Source organism: Streptomyces sp. NBC_01463 (assembly GCA_036227345.1).
In the GTDB taxonomy this organism is placed as follows: domain Bacteria; phylum Actinomycetota; class Actinomycetes; order Streptomycetales; family Streptomycetaceae; genus Streptomyces.
This window is the reverse complement of sequence record CP109468.1, coordinates 8,399,457-8,415,786: the sequence shown is the minus strand read 5'-3', so window position 1 is coordinate 8,415,786 and position 16,330 is coordinate 8,399,457. Positions and strand designations below refer to the sequence as shown.

The 16,330-nt window shown below is 71.8% G+C and carries 14 protein-coding genes; 4 read left to right on the top strand and 10 right to left on the bottom strand.

Annotation, left to right across the window (positions count from 1 at the left end; genetic code table 11):
- Window positions 1–70 precede the first annotated feature (70 nt).
- Entirely contained in the window at window positions 71–1,618 is a 1,548-nt protein-coding gene (locus tag OG521_36935; GenBank protein ID WUW26052.1) for a polysaccharide lyase family 1 protein, read from the bottom strand.
- A 632-nt stretch (window positions 1,619–2,250) separates the two neighbouring features.
- On the opposite strand from OG521_36935, the gene OG521_36930 reads away from it, so the two are divergent.
- Window positions 2,251–3,342 carry a helix-turn-helix domain-containing protein gene (locus OG521_36930; GenBank protein WUW26051.1) on the top strand — a complete coding sequence of 364 codons (1,092 nt, stop codon included), beginning with the start codon at window positions 2,251–2,253 and terminating at the stop codon, window positions 3,340–3,342.
- Window positions 3,343–3,382: 40 nt separating this feature from the next.
- On the opposite strand, the gene OG521_36925 is transcribed toward OG521_36930, so the two are convergent.
- From OG521_36925 to OG521_36905, 5 genes are all read right to left on the bottom strand, one after another.
- Entirely contained in the window at window positions 3,383–4,642 is a 1,260-nt protein-coding gene (locus tag OG521_36925) for an MFS transporter (protein WUW26050.1), read from the bottom strand.
- Between the two features lie 50 nt (window positions 4,643–4,692).
- The gene (locus OG521_36920) at window positions 4,693–5,451 is read right to left on the bottom strand and encodes a GntR family transcriptional regulator (GenBank protein WUW26049.1); all 759 of its coding nucleotides are present in this window, start codon (window positions 5,449–5,451) and stop codon (window positions 4,693–4,695) included.
- Window positions 5,452–5,574: 123 nt separating this feature from the next.
- Complete coding sequence (locus OG521_36915) at window positions 5,575–6,975, bottom strand: carboxylesterase family protein (GenBank protein ID WUW26048.1); 1,401 nt, start codon at window positions 6,973–6,975, stop codon at window positions 5,575–5,577.
- A 108-nt stretch (window positions 6,976–7,083) separates the two neighbouring features.
- Window positions 7,084–7,977 (bottom strand): acetylxylan esterase, encoded by an 894-nt coding sequence (locus tag OG521_36910; protein WUW26047.1) that lies wholly within the window; start codon window positions 7,975–7,977, stop codon window positions 7,084–7,086.
- Between the two features lie 209 nt (window positions 7,978–8,186).
- Window positions 8,187–9,713: a long-chain fatty acid--CoA ligase gene (locus tag OG521_36905; protein ID WUW26046.1), complete on the bottom strand. Its 1,527-nt coding sequence runs from the start codon at window positions 9,711–9,713 to the stop codon at window positions 8,187–8,189.
- A gap of 140 nt (window positions 9,714–9,853) precedes the next feature.
- Between OG521_36905 and OG521_36900 the strand changes: the two genes are divergently transcribed.
- Window positions 9,854–11,065 carry a helix-turn-helix domain-containing protein gene (locus OG521_36900; protein ID WUW26045.1) on the top strand — a complete coding sequence of 404 codons (1,212 nt, stop codon included), beginning with the start codon at window positions 9,854–9,856 and terminating at the stop codon, window positions 11,063–11,065.
- Window positions 11,066–11,154: 89 nt separating this feature from the next.
- A complete protein-coding gene (locus tag OG521_36895) occupies window positions 11,155–12,291 on the top strand; it encodes an MFS transporter (protein ID WUW26922.1) in 1,137 nt (378 codons plus the stop codon).
- 32 nt (window positions 12,292–12,323) lie between these two features.
- Here OG521_36895 and OG521_36890 read toward each other — a convergent pair whose 3' ends face one another.
- From OG521_36890 to OG521_36875, 4 genes are all read right to left on the bottom strand, one after another.
- A complete protein-coding gene (locus tag OG521_36890) occupies window positions 12,324–12,959 on the bottom strand; it encodes a DUF4232 domain-containing protein (GenBank protein WUW26044.1) in 636 nt (211 codons plus the stop codon).
- Between the two features lie 185 nt (window positions 12,960–13,144).
- Window positions 13,145–13,861 (bottom strand): DUF6215 domain-containing protein, encoded by a 717-nt coding sequence (locus tag OG521_36885; protein ID WUW26043.1) that lies wholly within the window; start codon window positions 13,859–13,861, stop codon window positions 13,145–13,147.
- A 92-nt stretch (window positions 13,862–13,953) separates the two neighbouring features.
- A complete protein-coding gene (locus OG521_36880; protein ID WUW26921.1) occupies window positions 13,954–14,640 on the bottom strand; it encodes a class F sortase in 687 nt (228 codons plus the stop codon).
- Window positions 14,641–14,780: 140 nt separating this feature from the next.
- Window positions 14,781–15,302, bottom strand: a complete 522-nt coding sequence (locus OG521_36875; GenBank protein ID WUW26042.1) for a hypothetical protein — start codon at window positions 15,300–15,302, stop codon at window positions 14,781–14,783.
- A 298-nt stretch (window positions 15,303–15,600) separates the two neighbouring features.
- Between OG521_36875 and OG521_36870 the strand changes: the two genes are divergently transcribed.
- A complete protein-coding gene (locus OG521_36870; GenBank protein WUW26041.1) occupies window positions 15,601–16,308 on the top strand; it encodes a DUF2470 domain-containing protein in 708 nt (235 codons plus the stop codon).
- Window positions 16,309–16,330 lie beyond the last annotated feature (22 nt).

Here is a 16,330-nt window from a genome sequence, read left to right as displayed (position 1 = left end):
CGTTCCCGGGGGCACGCCCTCGGGAACGGCCGCGGGTCACTCCCCGGGGCCGGGCGGGGACAGGTGGCCGCTAGCTGCCGTAGGTCTCGAACTCGGCGATCTTCGGGGTGCCGGTCGAGCCGGTGATCTGGAAGGTGATCTTGCGCAGCGAGGTCGGTGGGATCGTGATGTCGCCCGCCCCCGTGCCGGAGGTCAGAACGGCACCGGTGTCGCCGTTGACCAGCCGCCAGGACCCGAGGCTGCCGGCGGAGCCGGACGCCTCCCGGATGCCGACCGAGGAGACGGAGGTGGCCGCGGCCCACTTGACCGAGACGGAGCCGGTGGCCCCTGCGGGTGACCAGTAGGTGCTCAGGTCACCGTCGCGCACGTTGCCGTAGCTCGTCCCGGAGGCCTTGCTGGTCCCGTCGGCGCCGGCGCCGATGCTGAGGTTGGTGCCGGTGGGCCCGGTCGGGTCCGGTGTGGGGTCGGTGGGGTCGGGCGTGGGGTCGGTCGGGTCCGGTGTGGGCGTCTGCGTCGAGCAGTTGCCGTCCGACACCTTCAGGCCCTTGTTGGCGCCTGCCGTCGCGGCCACGATGCCGGGTACGCAGGCGGCCGTGTCCAAGCGGTAGGAGTAGGGGATGCTGACGGTGGTGTTGGACTTTGGGTCGGGTCCGGCCGGGTTGTTCTCGCTGCCGGGGGCGGACCACGTCACGTTGTCGAACGTGTTGCCGCTGACCTGCCAGTAGCCGGCCGCGTCCGTGTAGAAGGTGCCCAGGACGTCCTTGGAGTCCTTGAAGTAGTTGTTGTCCACCTTCGCGCGGGCCCCGGCCCGGGAGTTGATCCCTGACTCGTTGAGCTTCACGTAGTAGTTGTTGTAGATGTGCGCGATGCCGCCCCGCAGCAGAGGGGTCCGGGAGTCGAGGTTCTCGTACAGGTTGTGGTGGAAGGTGACGAAGCCGTTGGACAGTTCGGTCTCACTGGAACCGATGAGGCCGCCGCGGCCCGAGTTGCGCAGGGTGCTGTACGACAGGGTCACGTACTGGGTGTTGTCCTTCATGTCGAAGAGACCGTCGAACCCCTCCGACTCCCCGCCCGAGGCCTCCAGACTGGTGTGATCGACCCAGACGTTGCGGACGTCGCTCTCCATACCGATCGCGTCACCGCCGTTGGAGGTGGGCGAGCCCGACTTCTTGACGTTCTTCACGGTCACGTTCTGGATGATGATGTTGCTGGACTGGCGTATGTGGATGCCCAGTTGGTCGAAGACGGCGCCGCTGCCGACACCGACGATCGTGACGTTGCTGATCTGCTTGAGCTCGATCACTCCGGCGGCGGTGTTGCAGCTGTCGCCTGACACCTTGGTGGTGTTGCCGTGGTTGATGGTCCCCTCGACCTCGATGGTGATCGGGGTACTGCTGCTGGCCCGGCCGCACAGGGCCTGGTGGATCGCGGTGCCCGTCGTGGCCCGCACCGTCGCACCGCCCGCTCCGCCGGTGGTTCCGCCGTTCTGGGTGGCGTAGCCGGTGGCGCCACCGGTCGCGGCCGATGCCGAGGGCATCGTCACGACGACACCGGCCGCGGCGGCGAGGGCGGCCGTGGCCAGCGCCGCCTGAAGTCGCAGGGCGACTCGTCTCTTCATGTTCGTTCTCCTTGGTCCGTCTGCGGAGGGCGGGTGACTGAACGCCCGAGTGACTGATGACTGGTGACCGAATGACTGAATGACCGAACGCTTGAGTGACATGTTCATGACATGCCAAACCCCGTCGCGTGCCGCACCCCGGAGGGCCGTCACCGTCGAAGCGTGAAGAGCGGCGCGATGTGTCGCCGTCATGACGTGCGTCCAGGACCCCATGACGTACCGGCACCGCGCCCACAGCCCCCGCCGGATCGATGGCGGCTCGCTTGCGGAGTCACGGCGGGCTGCCAGGACTCCACTGTCACCGGCGGGGTCTGATGAAGATGGAAAGCGCTTTCCTGCTGTCTGCCCGTGAGGATAGGACCGCTCGCGACGGGCTGGCAAGACTCTGGACCGACAGTGCCCGCATCTCGTGGGCAACAGCCTTATTATTATGGGACTTTGGCGGCAATCCCACGCACCGCAACCATGACCGACGGGGCTCCCGCGCCGCTCCTGATCCGGTGGATCATTGCGTGCAAGCGCATTCTTTCGACCTGCCATTCCGTGTGCCGGTCGTCTCAGCGCGGCGGGCAGCGATTGACGCAGGCAGGGGGCGGTGTGACGATGCGCCGATGCTTGGGCTACATGCACGCATGGCCGTGCGCAGCAGCGATCTCACCGCGGACGTCGTCGCTCGCTGTGCGGCGGAAGTGCCGTTCTACGGGGAGCTGCCGCGCCACACACTCGATGGTGAGGTGAAGCGGTCGATCGCCGCGGTCTACGAACTGCTGCTGCGGGCCCTGCGTGACGGCGGGGCGATGGACCCGGGAGACCTCACGCGCCTCATCGAGTGGTCGGGCCGCAGGGCCGAGGAACGCGTGCCCCTGGAGGCGGTGATCGCCGCCTATCTCATCGGCGCCGAGGAGTGGTGGCGGGCCCTGTCCGAGACGGCGGAGCCCGAGGAGCTGACCGGAGCGGGAGCACGGCTGCTGGCCTGCCTGCACTCGGCCATGCCGGCGGTCGTCCTCGCCCACCGCAACGCCCAGGAGGACATCCACAGCGAGGACAAGCGGGTGCGCCGGGCGCTGCTGACCGCCCTGCTGACCGGTCGCCCGCACGAGGAACTGGCGGAGGCGGCAGGGGTCACGGTGGACGGCGCGCACGAGGTGGTCGCCCTGGCCTTCGAGTCGAACCCCGCGGCCAGACTGGTGCAGTCCTCGCTCGAAGCGCGGGCCGGTGTGCCGGTGCTGATGGACCACGTCGCCGGAATCGCCCTGCTGCCGGGCAGTTGCGGCGTGACCGGTCTGGCGGAGACGCTCGGGAAGGAGGTGGGGCAGCACGTGTACGCGGCCGCCGCCCCGGCCTCGACACCGGCAGCCGTCCCCACGGCGGCGGCGGAGGCGGGGCGGGTGCTGGAACTCGTCCAGCGACTGGGCCGGCCACCGGGGCTGTACCGCCTCGACGACGTCCTGCTGGAATACCAGCTCGCGCGCCCCGGTGACGCGCTGCGGCGGCTGGCGGCCAAGCTCGACCCGCTGGCGGGGCATCCGTATCTGCTGGAGACCCTGCGGGTGTTCGTCGAGCACGGGCACAACCGGCGCCGGAGCGCCCTGGAGCTCTGCATCCACCGCAACACCCTGGACTACCGGCTGCACCGGGTGAGCACGCTGACCGGACTGGACCTCGCGGTCCCCGCCGAGGCGCGGCTGCTCCAGGCGGCGCTCGTCGCCCGGGACCTCTCCTGACGGACGGCCGGTCCTGCGCGGACCTGCGGGTCGTGACCGCTCAGCGCGCGGGCTCCGGAGCCGTTTCGACGGGCGATCCGCGCAGGGTGCGCAGGGGTGACAGGAAGGTCGGCAGAACGCTCGAGGTCATGCCGGCCGCGCCGATCCACAGGGTGCCCGCCGCTCCGAACGCCGTCCCCGACGCCCCGCCCAGAAGCCCACCGAGCGGGACGCCGCCCCACGCCACGAACCGGGTCGTCGCGCTCATCCGGCCCATGAGCCGATCCGGCGTAAGGGCCTGCTGGAGGCTCGACTGGGCCACCACGCGGACCACTCCCCCGAACGACAGGGCCGCGAGCCCCGTCGCGGCGGCGTACATGCTCCAGCCCGGTCGCGCCATCGGCATGACGGCGGTCAGCGGACAGGTGACCAGGGACGCCAGCCAGATCACCCGTCCCTGGCCGGCCCGCTTCGAGAGCGTGGTGGCCGTCAGCGCGCCGAGCAGGGCACCGCACCCCATTCCCGACAGAACGAGACCGACCTCGAAGGGACGGAGGCCGAGCTGCCGGTCCAGGAACACCAGCAGCATGCTCTGATATGCGGCCAGAGAGATGTTGAAGACCGCGTCCGCGAGGACGATGGAACGCAGGGTGGGGTGCTTCAGGACGAACTTCAGGCCCTCTTCGATCTCCCGGCCCAGCCGGGGCCGCCCCCGCGGCTCCGGCATCTCCTCCCGCTTCCGGACGGTCATCGCGAGCAGGCCCGACATCGCCATCCCTGCCGAACCGGCCAGCAGCGTCACGGGGGCGCCCACCAGCCCGATCAGCGGCCCTGCGAGGGCGGGCCCGCCGACGCTGGTCACCGAGCGCGTCGCCGACAGTTTCGCGTTTCCCTCCATCAGGCTTCCGCGGCCCACCAGATGCGGGAGATAACTGACGTACGCGACATCGAAGAAGACGGTCAGCACCCCATGGGCCAGGGCGACGGCGTAGAGCCACCGGACCTCCAGCCGGCCGGACCACCAGCCCAGCGGAACCGTCAGGAGGATCAGCGCGCGGGCGAGATCGGTGCCGATCATCACCGACCGCTTGCGCATGCGGTCCACCCACGCTCCCGCCGGCAGTCCGACCAGGAGCGAGCCCGCGGCAGCGGCGGCCGTCAGCAGTCCGACCTGGAACTCATCGGCGTGCAGGGCCGAGACGGCGACGAAGGGCAACGCCAGGAAGATGATGCGGTCGCCCAGCTGACCGACCGCGGTGGCGGCGACCAGACGGCGGAAGTCCGGCTGCCGCAGGAGACCGGGCCGGGACGATTTCGGCATGCGGGTGCCTCACGTTCGTCGGGATGATTTCCGCTGACGCGGGTTCCGGTCTACGGGTGGTCGGCCGCGAACTCGTAGACCACTTCCCTGCGTGCGTCCGGAATGACCATGTCGGCCGTCTCGACGGGACGTCCGTCCGCGTCGTGGATGGTCCGCTCGATCTGCAGCACGAGGTCGCCCGCGCCGATGCCCAGCAGGTGTGCCTGCACAGGTGTGGCGCGGGCCGGGTGCGGTACCTCGATCACCGTCGACACGGTCACACCTATGGAGCGCATGCGCTCGACCACGCCCTTTCCCGCCAGAGGCCCCTTCTCGGGCAGCACGACGGGCGTTCCCTCCGTGATCGCCATCGGCTCCCAGGAGTCGGACAGTTGGACGGGGTGGCCGCCGGCCAGGAACTCGTAGTGCGTGTGCACACAGAGGTCTCCGGCGCCGATGTCCAGGCGCCGGGCGATGGTCTCGGGGGCGGGCACCCGCACCTGACTGTGCGCGTCCCAGGCGTCGGCTCCGCCCCGCTCCCGGGTGGCGGAGCGGAGCGCAGGGCTCTCCCGGCGTTCGCGGTGCCGCGAGCGGACCAGCCGCAGGCGCTCGCGGGGCGCGCGGACGAAGGTGCCCGAGCCGGCACGGCCTTCGAGGAGGCCGTCGGTGATCAGCCGGTCCATGGCCCGCTGCATGACGTTGCGCCCGACCCCGTACTCCTCGGCGAGCCGTGCCCGGGACGGCAACCGCTCCCCGGTCCCCCACTCCCCGGCGAGAATCCGTGCGCGCAGCACGTCGGCCACGGTGAGGTACGGAGCCGCTCGGGGCATGGGTGAACCTCCGGTTGTCCTGCGTGACGGCAGTGGGTCGCTCCCAGGGAGTGAGGGAAAGCTACTTCACCGGCGAAAAGCTGCTGGAGTAGCACTACGCACAGCGTCAAGAGCACATCTCTCCTAGAGCCAGGCGGCCAGTTCCTCCTGTCGGGGTGCGAGGACGAGGCCCGTGTCGGGGTGGTCGAACACCTTCACCGGGCGGCGTGCGTCCCAGGCCGGCCAGCCCGGGTCGCCCGTGGTGGCGAAGGCGACCCAGGCCCGGTGCATGGTGTCGGCGAGCGGCTGGGGAGCGTCCGGGCCGGACAGCGACTCGCCGTGGCGGAGGTTGTCGAAGACGAAGCCGATCTCCAGGGCGTGGCAGGCGCCCAGGTCCAGGACGGGCGAGCGCCAGGCGAACTCGTACAGGAAGGTCCGGGCCGGCCGGGCGTCGGCGAGGCGGTTGAGGGGGCCGCGCAGCAGCAGGTCCGTGGCCATCTCACCGAGGACCACCCCGGGGCTCGCGTCCGGCCGGGCGGCCCGGTACAGCCGCGCCACCCGCCACGGGATCCGGAGCTTCAGCAGGGCCATCCGCAGCGTGATCCCGCTGACGCGGTCCACCGCCCCGCTCGGTACGAACCAGAGGCGGTACTCCTCCCGGTTGCAGCCCAGCAGCAGATCGACCGTGGGCAGCGGGGGCTGCGCCGGTACGACGTCGTCGTCGGCCACGATGTCGAAGCCCGGGCCCCCGCTGATCGGATCGGCCCTGCCCGTCACCGCGGTCTGAGCGTCGAGCAGCCGCTCGCGGTCCACGGCGGCGAACGCCTCGGCCGTGGCGGGCACGCCGAGTTCCTTCGCGATCGCGTGCACGGTCTTCGCGGCCCGGTCGCGCGGCACCGTGTGCGGGGGGCCGCTCTGCAGGACGGCCCGGTGGAACAGGCCGGCCGCGCGTGGGGAGACCGTCAGGGCGGCGATGCTGATCGCTCCGGCGGACTCGCCGCACACCGTGACGTTCGCGGGGTCGCCACCGAACGCGGTGATGTTGTCCCGGACCCAGGTCAGGGCGGCGATCTGGTCCAGCAGGCCCCGGTTGTCGGGGGCGTCGGGGAACACGCCGAACCCCTCGACGCCGAGACGGTAGTTGACCGAGACCAGGACCACACCGTCGCGCGCGAAGGCCCGGCCGTCGTACAGCGGCATGGCGGCGGAGCCGTTGCGCAGGGAGCCGCCGTGGATCCACACCATCACCGGCAGCGGCCCTCCGCCGGCGTCGGGGGTCCAGACGTTGAGGGTGAGGCAGTCCTCGCCCGGGATGCGCACATCGGGGATCAGCCGGTCGAGCGGGGGCCGGTAGGGACGCTGCGGCGCGGTCGGACCGAATTCCAGCGCGTCCCGCACCCCTTCCCAGGGCTCGACGGGCGCGGGGGCCCGGAAGCGGTGGGCGCCGAACGGCGGGGCGGCGTAGGGGATTCCGAGGAAGGCGGCGACGCGGTCGACGACGCGGCCGCGGACCTTGCCCCGGCTCGTGGTCGCGATGGTGTCCATTGCGGGTCCTTTCACGCGTGGTGCCCGCCTCCCTGTCGCGGAGACGACCGGGAGGCGGGTACAGGGGGGCGGGGCGCCGCGGGGAGCCGCGGCGCGGCGGGTGGACGGTTACGGAGCGGTGGCCGGGACGCTCAGCGCCAGGTCGTTGCGCCGGACGTCGGACCAGGTGGCGGTGTCGGTGCAGATGCCGCAGCCGGGGCCGAAGAACTGGGCGCGGGCCTCCTGGTCGCCCATGAGCTGGGCGCGGAACCACGCCGTGGTCGGCGCGGCGAACGGGCCGGCGTCGCCCACGACCGTGAAGTGGTCGGCTCCGCGCACCTCGCCGTACAGCGCCGGTATGTGGTCGGCGGCGTCGTAGAAGGCCTTGACGAGGAAGGGGAAGACGATGCTGTCCTTCTGACCGGCCAGCAGGAGCGCGGGGACGTGCACCGAGTTGATGTTGGCCAGCGGTCCGGGCTGGATCGGCAGGATGGCGTCGATGCGGGGGTCCGAGCCGACGACGATGGCGGCCGCACCACCCTGCGAGTGGCCCGAGGCGCCGATGTGTTCCAGGTCGACGTGGTGGTGGAAGATGCTGTTCGGGTCGGCGTTGCGCTGGGTGAGCATGTCGATGCCCGCGCGCATGGAGATGCCGAGGTTGGACTGCGGGGTGTTCGCCGCGGCGACGATGAAGCCCTGGCTGGCCCAGTGCAGCAGCAGGTCCCGGTAGACGACGGGGAAGGCGAACGTGCCGTTGCCCCAGACGATCACGGGGTGGCTTCGGTCGCTGGTGGCGATGTCACGCGGGTAGTACAGGGTGGTGACCGCGCCGACCTCGACCGCGGTGGCGTACGGGCCGGGGGCGCCGAAGTCGGTGGCGGCCAACGCGGTGGGGGCACCGTTGGCGACCGCCGCAGCGCCGGCCGGGGCGGCGGACCCCGTCACGGCTCCCGCGCCGGCCGGCGCCGACAGGACGAGAGCGAGTGCGGCCAACGGGACGAGCAGTTTCCTTCTCCATGACATGGCGGCTCCTGGGTCGGGGCGATCCTGACGGGTCGTCCGGATCACATCGGTGTTCGATGGCACATCCTGGGCGAGCGGGGCCCGGCAGTCTCTGCGCAATCGCGGCAATGACGGACGGCCGGGTTTGTGCAACCTGCCGACAGCCGGGGACCGGGCGGTGCTGTCATGCTCGGTCCGCGGCGTCGTTTCCACCGGCTCATCGGTGCGCGTCAGGCGGGGGCGGTGTCGCCGTGGTTCTCCGCGGCCAGTTCGCGCTTGAGGATCTTGCCGGTGGACGTCAGGGGGAGGCTGTCGCGGAACTCCACGCTGCGGGGGTACTTGTAGGCGGCCATGCGCTCACGGCACCAGGCGATCAGGTCCGCCTCGCTCAGCTCCGTGCCGGGCGCGGGGATGACGTAGGCCTTGACGTCCTCGCCGTGCGTGGCGTGGGGTACGCCCACCACGGCGGCCATGCCGACGCCCGGATGCGTGGTCAGGACCTCTTCGATCTCGCGCGGGTAGACGTTGAACCCGCCGCGGATGATCAGGTCCTTGACCCGGTCGACGACGTAGTAGTAGCCGTCCTCGTCCCGCCGGGCGATGTCCCCGGTGCGGAACCATCCGTCGCGTACCACCGACGCCGTGTCGTGGGGCCGCCGGTGGTAGCCCTTCATGATGTTGTGGCCGCGGATCGCGATCTCGCCCCGGCCGTCGTCCGGGACGGTCTGCCAGGAGTCGTCGATGAGCTTCATCTCGACGCCCCACACGGGCCGGCCGATGGACCCGGGCCGCGGGGGCAGTCCGGGCGGGTTGAAGCAGGCGACGGGTGAGGTCTCCGACAGGCCGTACCCCTCCTGTACGTCCACACCGAAGGCCTTCCCGAACCGCTGGAGGACCTCGACGGGCAGGGCGGCTCCGCCGGAGACGGCGGTGCGCAGCGGCGGCGGCGCCTGTCCTTCGCGGGTGGCGTGTGCGCCGAGCAGGGCCCAGTACATCGTCGGTACCCCGGCGAAGAACGTCACTCCTTCCCGGTGCATGAGCCGGAGTGCCTCGTCCGCGTCGAAGCGGGGCTGGAGGACGAGGGTGGCGCCCCGGAGCAGACCCATGTTCATGACCGCGCTCTGGCCGAAGGCGTGGAACAGCGGCAGCGAGGCCAGCATCACCTCGTCCTGCGCGGCCGTGAACAGCCGGTCGGCGACCATCGCGTTCATCACCATGCTGCCGTGGCTGAGTTCGGCCCCCTTGGGCCGTCCCGTCGTGCCGCTGGTGTAGAGGATCACGGCCGTCTCCTCCGCGGCCGTGGCGACCGTCTCGACGGGCTCCGTACCGTCGTCCTCCTGGTGTCCGGCCCGGCCCAGCAGCAGGAAGTGCGCACAGCCGTCCGCCCGGTCGAAGCCGGCCCTGCCCACCTCGGCCAGGGGGAGCTGCGGGGTGCCCTCGAAGCAGAGGAAGGCCTTGGCCCGGGAGTCGTCGAGGTGGTACGCGACCTCCTGCGGGCGCAGCAGCACGTTGAGCGGCACGACGACGGCGCCGACCCGGAGGATGGCGAAGTAGGCGGCCGGGAAGTCGGGCACGTTGGGACAGGACAGTGCCACCTTGTCGCCCCGGCCCACTCCGTGGCGCCTCAGTGTGCGGGCGATGTCCCGGGACCGTGCGAGCAGTGCGGCGTAGGTCTGGCGGGTGTCACCGAAGACCAGGGCGGTGCGGCCGGGGTGTTCCCGGGCGCTGTGCTCCAGCAGGGACGACAGGTTCAGCATCGGTTTCTCCTCAGCGGCTGGTGAGTAGATGCTGAGGCACAGCGGGCCGCGTCGGCGGTGGGCGGACGACCTCGGATGCGGCACCCTCCTTGTGCGACTGCACAATTGCGGCCCGGCGGCTGAACCGTATGCTGACCGGCATGCCAGTGCAGCTTGCCGAGGACGGTCTGATCGTTCCCCCGCTGTTGTCGGTGTGCGCCGCCGAACTGCTGGATCGCGTCGACGACCTCGCCGACGACCTGTTCCGTGCGATCACCGCCGAGGTCGCCCCGTACGCGCGGCTGAGCGATGAGGTCAGGGCGGACGTACGCGACTTCAACGAACGCAATCTGCGGGAGCAGCTGACCTGCATGGCGCACCGCCGTCCGATGGCCACGGACAGCACCCGGCAGTGTGTGCGCCGCCGTGCCACGCAGGGTGTTCCTCTCGACGCGGTCCTGCACGCCTTCCGGATCGGTTACCGCCTGCTGGCCCACGCCCTCATCGGACGGGCCAAGGAGCGGCCGGGCACGACGATGGACGACATCGCGCAGGCCTCCATGTCGATCTGGTCCCTGCTCGATGCCGCGTCGCAGACGGTCAACGACGTGTACCGGGACACCCTGGTCGGTCTGGCGCGGGCCGACGAGCTCCAGCGGCTGCTGCTCCTGGACGCCCTCCTCACCGGCAAGACGGCCGACTGGGCGATGCTCGGCGGGACCGCGGCCTCTCTGGGCCTGCCCGAGCAGGGGCCGTACGTCTGCGTCGTCGCCGAGCACAGCGACGTCACCGCGCTGGAACAGGCCCTGCTGCGCAGCGGACTGCGCTCGGCGTGGCGTCCTCGTCCCGACGGTCTCGCCGGCATCGTCGCGCTGCCCGGCCCGGCCGCCGGTTCCGCGCAGGTGCCGGGAACCGGTGCGGTCGTGGCGGCCGTCGGTTCCGCGACGACGGGGCGCGCTGGGCTCAGCCCCGCCTACACCCGGCTCCGGGACAGCGCCGATGCCCTGCGCCTGGCGACAGTGGCCCGGTCCTCACTGCCCGCGGGCACGCGCGGGGCGGTCACCCTCGACCACGATCCGGCCGCGGCACTGGTCGCGGCCGGGCACGACCTGGCACTGCGGATGGCCCTCACGCTGCTCGAACCCGTCCTGGCCGTACCCGACCGCAAGGACCTCATGGAGACCCTCACCGCGTGGCTGGAGTCGACGACGGGGTCGACGTCCGAGATCGCGGAGATTCTCTACTGCCACCGCAACACGGTGCGCAACCGCCTCGACCGCGTCTCCCGCCTCACCGGACGCTCTCTGCTCAGGCCCTCGGACGTCGCCGCCCTCTACGCCGGGGTGCGGGCCATCGAACTGGGCCCGCACTGATCCGCACCGGCCGGGCGACGACGGGACGCGGCCGTCCGGTCGTGGCACAGCCGGCGCCGTGGCACGCATCCGCGGTGCTCGCGGCCCTGATGCTGGCGGCCTTCACCTTCAACACCGCGGAGAACCTGCCGGTCGGCCTCCTGGAACTGATCTCCGAGAGCCTGTCGGTGTCGGTGCCGGCGGTCGGCCTTCTCGTCACCGGTTACGGCCTGACGGTGGCCGTGGTGTCGCTGCCGCTCGCCCATGTCATGCGGGCCGTGCCCCGGCGGCATGTGCTCACGGGGGTGCTGGGCGCGCTGGTCGTGTCCAGCCTGCTCGCGGCCCTGGCGGACTCCTACGGCCTGCTCCTGGTGGCCCGGCTGCTGACGGCGCTCGCCCAGGCGTTGTTCTGGGCCGTGATGGGCCCGGTCGCGGTGGGGCTTTTCGCACCCGAGGGCCGCGGGCGTGTGGTGGGGGCGCTCTCGGTGGCCGGTTCGTGCGCCCTCGTGCTCGGCTTGCCGGCCGGCACCTGGCTGGGCCGGCACAGCGGCTGGCCCGTGCCGGTCGCCGGTCTCGCGGTTCTGGGCCTCGTCTCCCTGGTGACGATCGCCGTCCTGCTGCCGACGTCACGCCCGGAGGAGGAGCGCGCGGCGTACGGAACCCACCCGGACGCCCGCCGGTTCGGGGTCGTGCTGGCGGCCGGAACGCTGTCCGCCACGGGGGCGTTCGCCGGGTTCACGTACATGGTGAAGTTCCTCGGCGATGTGAGCGGCTTCGCGCCGGGCACGGTCGGCGTGCTGCTCGTCGCCTTCGGTGTCGCGTGTCTGGCCGGGGTGAGCATCACGGGGGCGTTGCTGGACCGGTTCCCGGACGGTGCGCCGAGCGCAGCCGTGGCCACGCAGGCCGTGGGCATGCTCGGTCTGTACGCGTCCGGCACGGCTCCGGTGGCCGCGGTGTTCTTCCTCGTCCTCATGGGCGGGGCGCTCGGGCCGGTGTTCATGACGACGCAGAACGCGATGCTGCGGTGTGCGCCGGGCCGCACCGATATGGCGCTCGCCGCCAACTCCGGTTCCTACAACGCCGGGATCGCGGCCGGTGCGGCGCTCGGCGGGCTGGTCCTGCCGCTCGCGGGCGTGCGGGGCACCTTCCTGGCCGGCGGTTTGCTGACCGTCGGATCCGGTGCGGTGCTGCTCGCGGGGTGGCTGCTGCCGGGCAGGGGCCACCCGGGATCCGCACGGAACCGGTGAGCAGACGGGGTGGGGACGTCCCCGTACGTCTGTCAGCCGGCCACGGCCGTGGTGGTGAACCGGTCGCCGCATATGTGGGGCAGGGAGGTCCGCAGGGTCAGTGCGTCCCTGGAGCCGGGCGGGTACACCCTGAGGTAGTCGGGCCGGGCCCAGCAGCCGGAGTCCTTGATTCCCTGGTTCAGGGTGTGCAGGGTGACCCCCGCGGTCCGGCCGGGACCGATCACCGTCTGCTCCGGCATCCCGCCCTCACGTTCGGCCGGTACCCCGATCACGCTGCCGTCGCGCTTGATCAGTGAGACACCGGGGAAGCCGCGCAGGGTGCATGCGGCGCCGGACTCGTTGGTGAGCGTGAGCCGGTAGTAGATCTGCCCCGCACCGGCGTCGCTGCGGCCGAGACTCATCTTCAGCCCTTCTGCCTTGCACCGCCGGTCGGTCGACCCCGCTCCGGCGGTGCCGGCCGGTTTCGGGTCGGCGGATCCGCCGGTGGCGGCGGGGGTGGGGGCGGCGGAGTCCGTGCCGGACGGGGTGGCGCTGCCCGGTGCGGAGCCGGCCGACGCGGGGCGCGACGCGGCGGACGGCTCGGCGGGGACGTCGGTGCCGCCGCAGCCTGCCGTGACGAGCGTGATCGAGGCGATCGCGACCGGGACGAGGACCTGCCGGCGGAGCACTGCGGGCTTGCCGGCCGTCCTACGGCCCCGGGACCGGAGCAATCGCGCGGACGGTGTCGAAGTGGTGCGCGAGTGTGAACTCATACCTCTCGCCTGCTCGATTTCGCTCCGTCCGAACCTCTCCTGCGTTCATTGGTACGCGAGAGGCGACGGTGACGGACGAAACCCCCCGCATCCCGTCACCCTCACTTCCCGGCAGCCCACCCGGGAATCGTCGGGAACAGCTTCTCGGCGACGCGGAGCAGCACCGCGTCGTCCGGTGCCCTGCCGTCCTCGCGCCACACGGTCACGTCGTAGGAGCCGCCGCCGTCCTTCGCGTCGCGGGCGACGGTGAGGGCACGGGCCGGGACGCCGGGTCCGGTGGTGGCGTCGCTCCCGTCGAGACGGAAACCGATGCTGACGGTCTGCTGCGAGTAGAGGACCGCCGGGCGTCCCAGGAAGGTCCGTTCCTGTGCGCCGTACCCCAGCAGGGTGGCCGAGCCCTTCACCGGGAACCGGTCATAGGACGCCGAGAGCGTCACGGTGTACGACTCGAACTCGACGCGCGCCGAGGGCGTGGCGATCTCCTTGGCGCCGGCCGGCCCGGTGGACGCGTCGCTGCCGCTCGCGGACTTGGCGATCTCTCCGGGTGTGCCCAGCAGTTCAGCGAGGTCGGAGCGGTTCAGTACCGCGCACAGACGCGCCCCGGAGACGGTCCGGGACGATTCGGCGGACTTCTTCGCGTCCTTCCCGGGCTCCCCGCCCGAGCAGGCGGCCGGCGTCGGTTCGCGATCGGATGGCGTGGTGCCTCCGAGCGCCCACACACCGCCACCGAGTGCCGCCACCAGCACCAGAGCCGCGGATGCCTGCGCCCATGCGCTCGGCCCCTTGCTCTTCGCGGCCGTGCTGATTTCGTCGCCCATGTCCCCCACCCACCATGATCCCCTGATTCGTGCCCGGGGAACCTATCCCATGATCATCGGGCGGACAAGGCTTCGCCTGGCACGGACCGGGATCAACGGACGGAGGTGAGCCGGGCGTACGCGACGACGTTGCCGTCGTAGCCCGTCTTCCGCGAGTAGCCGCCGCCGCACGTGAGGACGCGCAGCTCCGGGTCGGCCGCGTTCGCGTAGACGCGGTCCGCGGGGAATCCGGCCTTGCTGACGACCTCCACGGCGTAGACGGTGAAGACGGCGGTGCTGCCGTCGGCGCGGCGGATCTCGATGCGGCGGCCCTTGCCGAGCGCGCCGAGACCGTAGAAGACGGCGGGGCCCGCGGTGTTGTCGACATGCCCCACCACGACGGAGGTGCCGGGTTCGCCCGGGGTGACGGAACCCTCGTACCAGGCGGCCAGGTTGTTGTCGGACAGCGGCGGGGCGTCGATCCACCCGTCCGCGCCCAGAGCCACCTCGCCGACCGGTGCCCGGACGTCGATCGAGGGGATCGTGATCCGCTGGGGCAGGGAGCGGCTCAGCGGTTCGGGTGCCGGTCCCTGCGGCCAGGTCCCGGCGCCCGAGGCGCCGGACCGGTCGCCCACGGCCGATGCGGGCTGCGGGGGCCCGCCGTCGCCTCCGAACCCCTGCCGGAGCAGGGACAGTCCGAGGAGCAGGACGACCGCGAGGGTGCCCCAGCCGGGCCCGCGGCGGCCGCCGTCCGTCGCCCCCGGGTCCCCGTCGTCCTTGGCGGGGCGGCGCCCGAACAGGCCCCGGCGCACCGGCTCAGGGGGTTCGGCGGGTTCGATCCACTCGTGCCACACGGCTCTGTGCACGTCTTCTCCGCTTCCCGGTCATGTGGTCACGGACCGGGCCCGCGACGGGGCCCGGTCCGTCGGCGCACGCTCGGTCAGACGTTGCCGCCGGAGCGGCGGCGCATCTTGTGGGCGCCGAATCCCAGCGCGCCCGCGACGAGGGCGGCGCCCGCGCCGATCTCACCCGGGCTCATGCCGGAGAAGCTGCCTCCGGCGCCGGCCCGGACGCCGTTGCCGGGCATCACGGAGCCCGTGTGGTCGCCGTGGCCGGAACCCTCGCGAATGGTCAGCGGCGTGGTGCCCTTCTCGCCCTTGCAGTCGAAGGTCACGTCGTACTCGGCACCGGGCTTGGCGTCGTCGTCGACGCGTGCGGTGGCCGAGTGGCCCTCCTCGAGCCTGACGGTGTCGAACACGCCCGAGGTGACCGTCACGGACGGGACCTCGCACCCGGTGGCGTTGAGGGTGACGGTTCCGCCGGGGGCCACCGTCGACGGGGAGACCGTGAAGCCGAACGACGTGATGTTGTGGTTGCCGTCGTCGGCGAGGGCCGCCGGAGCGGCGAGTCCGAGGGCGGCGGCACCGAGCAGGGCGGCGGAAGCGACACGTATCACGCGCATGATGTTTCTCCGGGTCCTCGAGAGACAGCTGCGGACCTTTTGTCCATACAAGCGAGCAATGCCCCTCGGCCCAGGCGACGCTAGGCGCCGCCCTGACGGCCCGCCATTCGACCGGGGTGCACCCGCAGCCGAATGGAGCAGCACCCTCACACCCCGCACGGCACCGCCGACGCGCCGCCTCGGCGGTGCAGACATCCCCTGCTGCCGGCCTGTTCCACAACCCTCGACCGATGAGTTAGGTTAGGCATACCTAAGTAACTGTCATCAGGTCTCGTCACCGCTCCTCAGGAGAACTTGGATGCGCCCCTTCAGTGCCCGCGCCACACAGCCGACCCCCGCCGAGCGCATGCGGTCGATCCTGATCGCCGCCCATTCGATGACGGTGGTGAGCGACGGCCTCGACCCCGTCGAGGTGCACCGGCTCGACGGCACGGGCGCGATGGGCCACATCCACCTGCACGAACCGTCCGGGACCGGACCGGCGCACCCGGCCGCCCCCGTTCCCGTCCGGCTGGAGTTCACGGACGTCGCCCCCACACCCGTACGCGACCGGCTGCGCGCCCGCGTCACGCTGACCGGCCTGCTGGCCGCCCCCTACGACGCCGACGCCGCCGACAGCATCTGCATGGAGTTCGGCCAGGCCGTCCTCGACGACCGCGGCGGCCGTACGTTCGTCACGCTGTCCGCACTCGAAGCGGCGGCCCCCGACCCGGTCTCCGTGCACGAGGCGGACATGCTGACCCACCTCATGGACAGCCACAGCGAACTCGTCCCCATGCTCCTGCGCCTCGTACGCCCCAGGCCGGACAGGACCATGCTGCGGGCCCTGCCCGTGGCACTGGACCGCTACGGCATCACCCTGCGCCTGGAGTACCCCCGCACGCGCCGAGACGTACGGCTGCCGTTCGCGACGCCGGTCACCGACATGGATCAGGCGGGGCCCCGGATCCATGCCCTGCTGGCCGCCGCGCGGCGCGCCTCCCACCCCAACCGGCTGCTCGCCTGACCGGGCACGAAGGCCTTCTCCG

Coding starts and splice junctions, on each gene's coding strand:
- OG521_36900 (WUW26045.1), top strand. CDS start 9,854: ATGCCAGTGCAGCTTGCCGAGGACGGTCTGATCGTTCCCCCGCTGTTG.
- OG521_36930 (WUW26051.1), top strand. CDS start 2,251: ATGGCCGTGCGCAGCAGCGATCTCACCGCGGACGTCGTCGCTCGCTGT.
- OG521_36895 (WUW26922.1), top strand. CDS start 11,155: ATGCTGGCGGCCTTCACCTTCAACACCGCGGAGAACCTGCCGGTCGGC.
- OG521_36885 (WUW26043.1), bottom strand. CDS start 13,861: ATGGGCGACGAAATCAGCACGGCCGCGAAGAGCAAGGGGCCGAGCGCA.
- OG521_36910 (WUW26047.1), bottom strand. CDS start 7,977: ATGTCATGGAGAAGGAAACTGCTCGTCCCGTTGGCCGCACTCGCTCTC.
- OG521_36915 (WUW26048.1), bottom strand. CDS start 6,975: ATGGACACCATCGCGACCACGAGCCGGGGCAAGGTCCGCGGCCGCGTC.
- OG521_36870 (WUW26041.1), top strand. CDS start 15,601: ATGCGCCCCTTCAGTGCCCGCGCCACACAGCCGACCCCCGCCGAGCGC.
- OG521_36920 (WUW26049.1), bottom strand. CDS start 5,451: ATGCCCCGAGCGGCTCCGTACCTCACCGTGGCCGACGTGCTGCGCGCA.
- OG521_36875 (WUW26042.1), bottom strand. CDS start 15,302: ATGCGCGTGATACGTGTCGCTTCCGCCGCCCTGCTCGGTGCCGCCGCC.
- OG521_36935 (WUW26052.1), bottom strand. CDS start 1,618: ATGAAGAGACGAGTCGCCCTGCGACTTCAGGCGGCGCTGGCCACGGCC.
- OG521_36925 (WUW26050.1), bottom strand. CDS start 4,642: ATGCCGAAATCGTCCCGGCCCGGTCTCCTGCGGCAGCCGGACTTCCGC.
- OG521_36905 (WUW26046.1), bottom strand. CDS start 9,713: ATGCTGAACCTGTCGTCCCTGCTGGAGCACAGCGCCCGGGAACACCCC.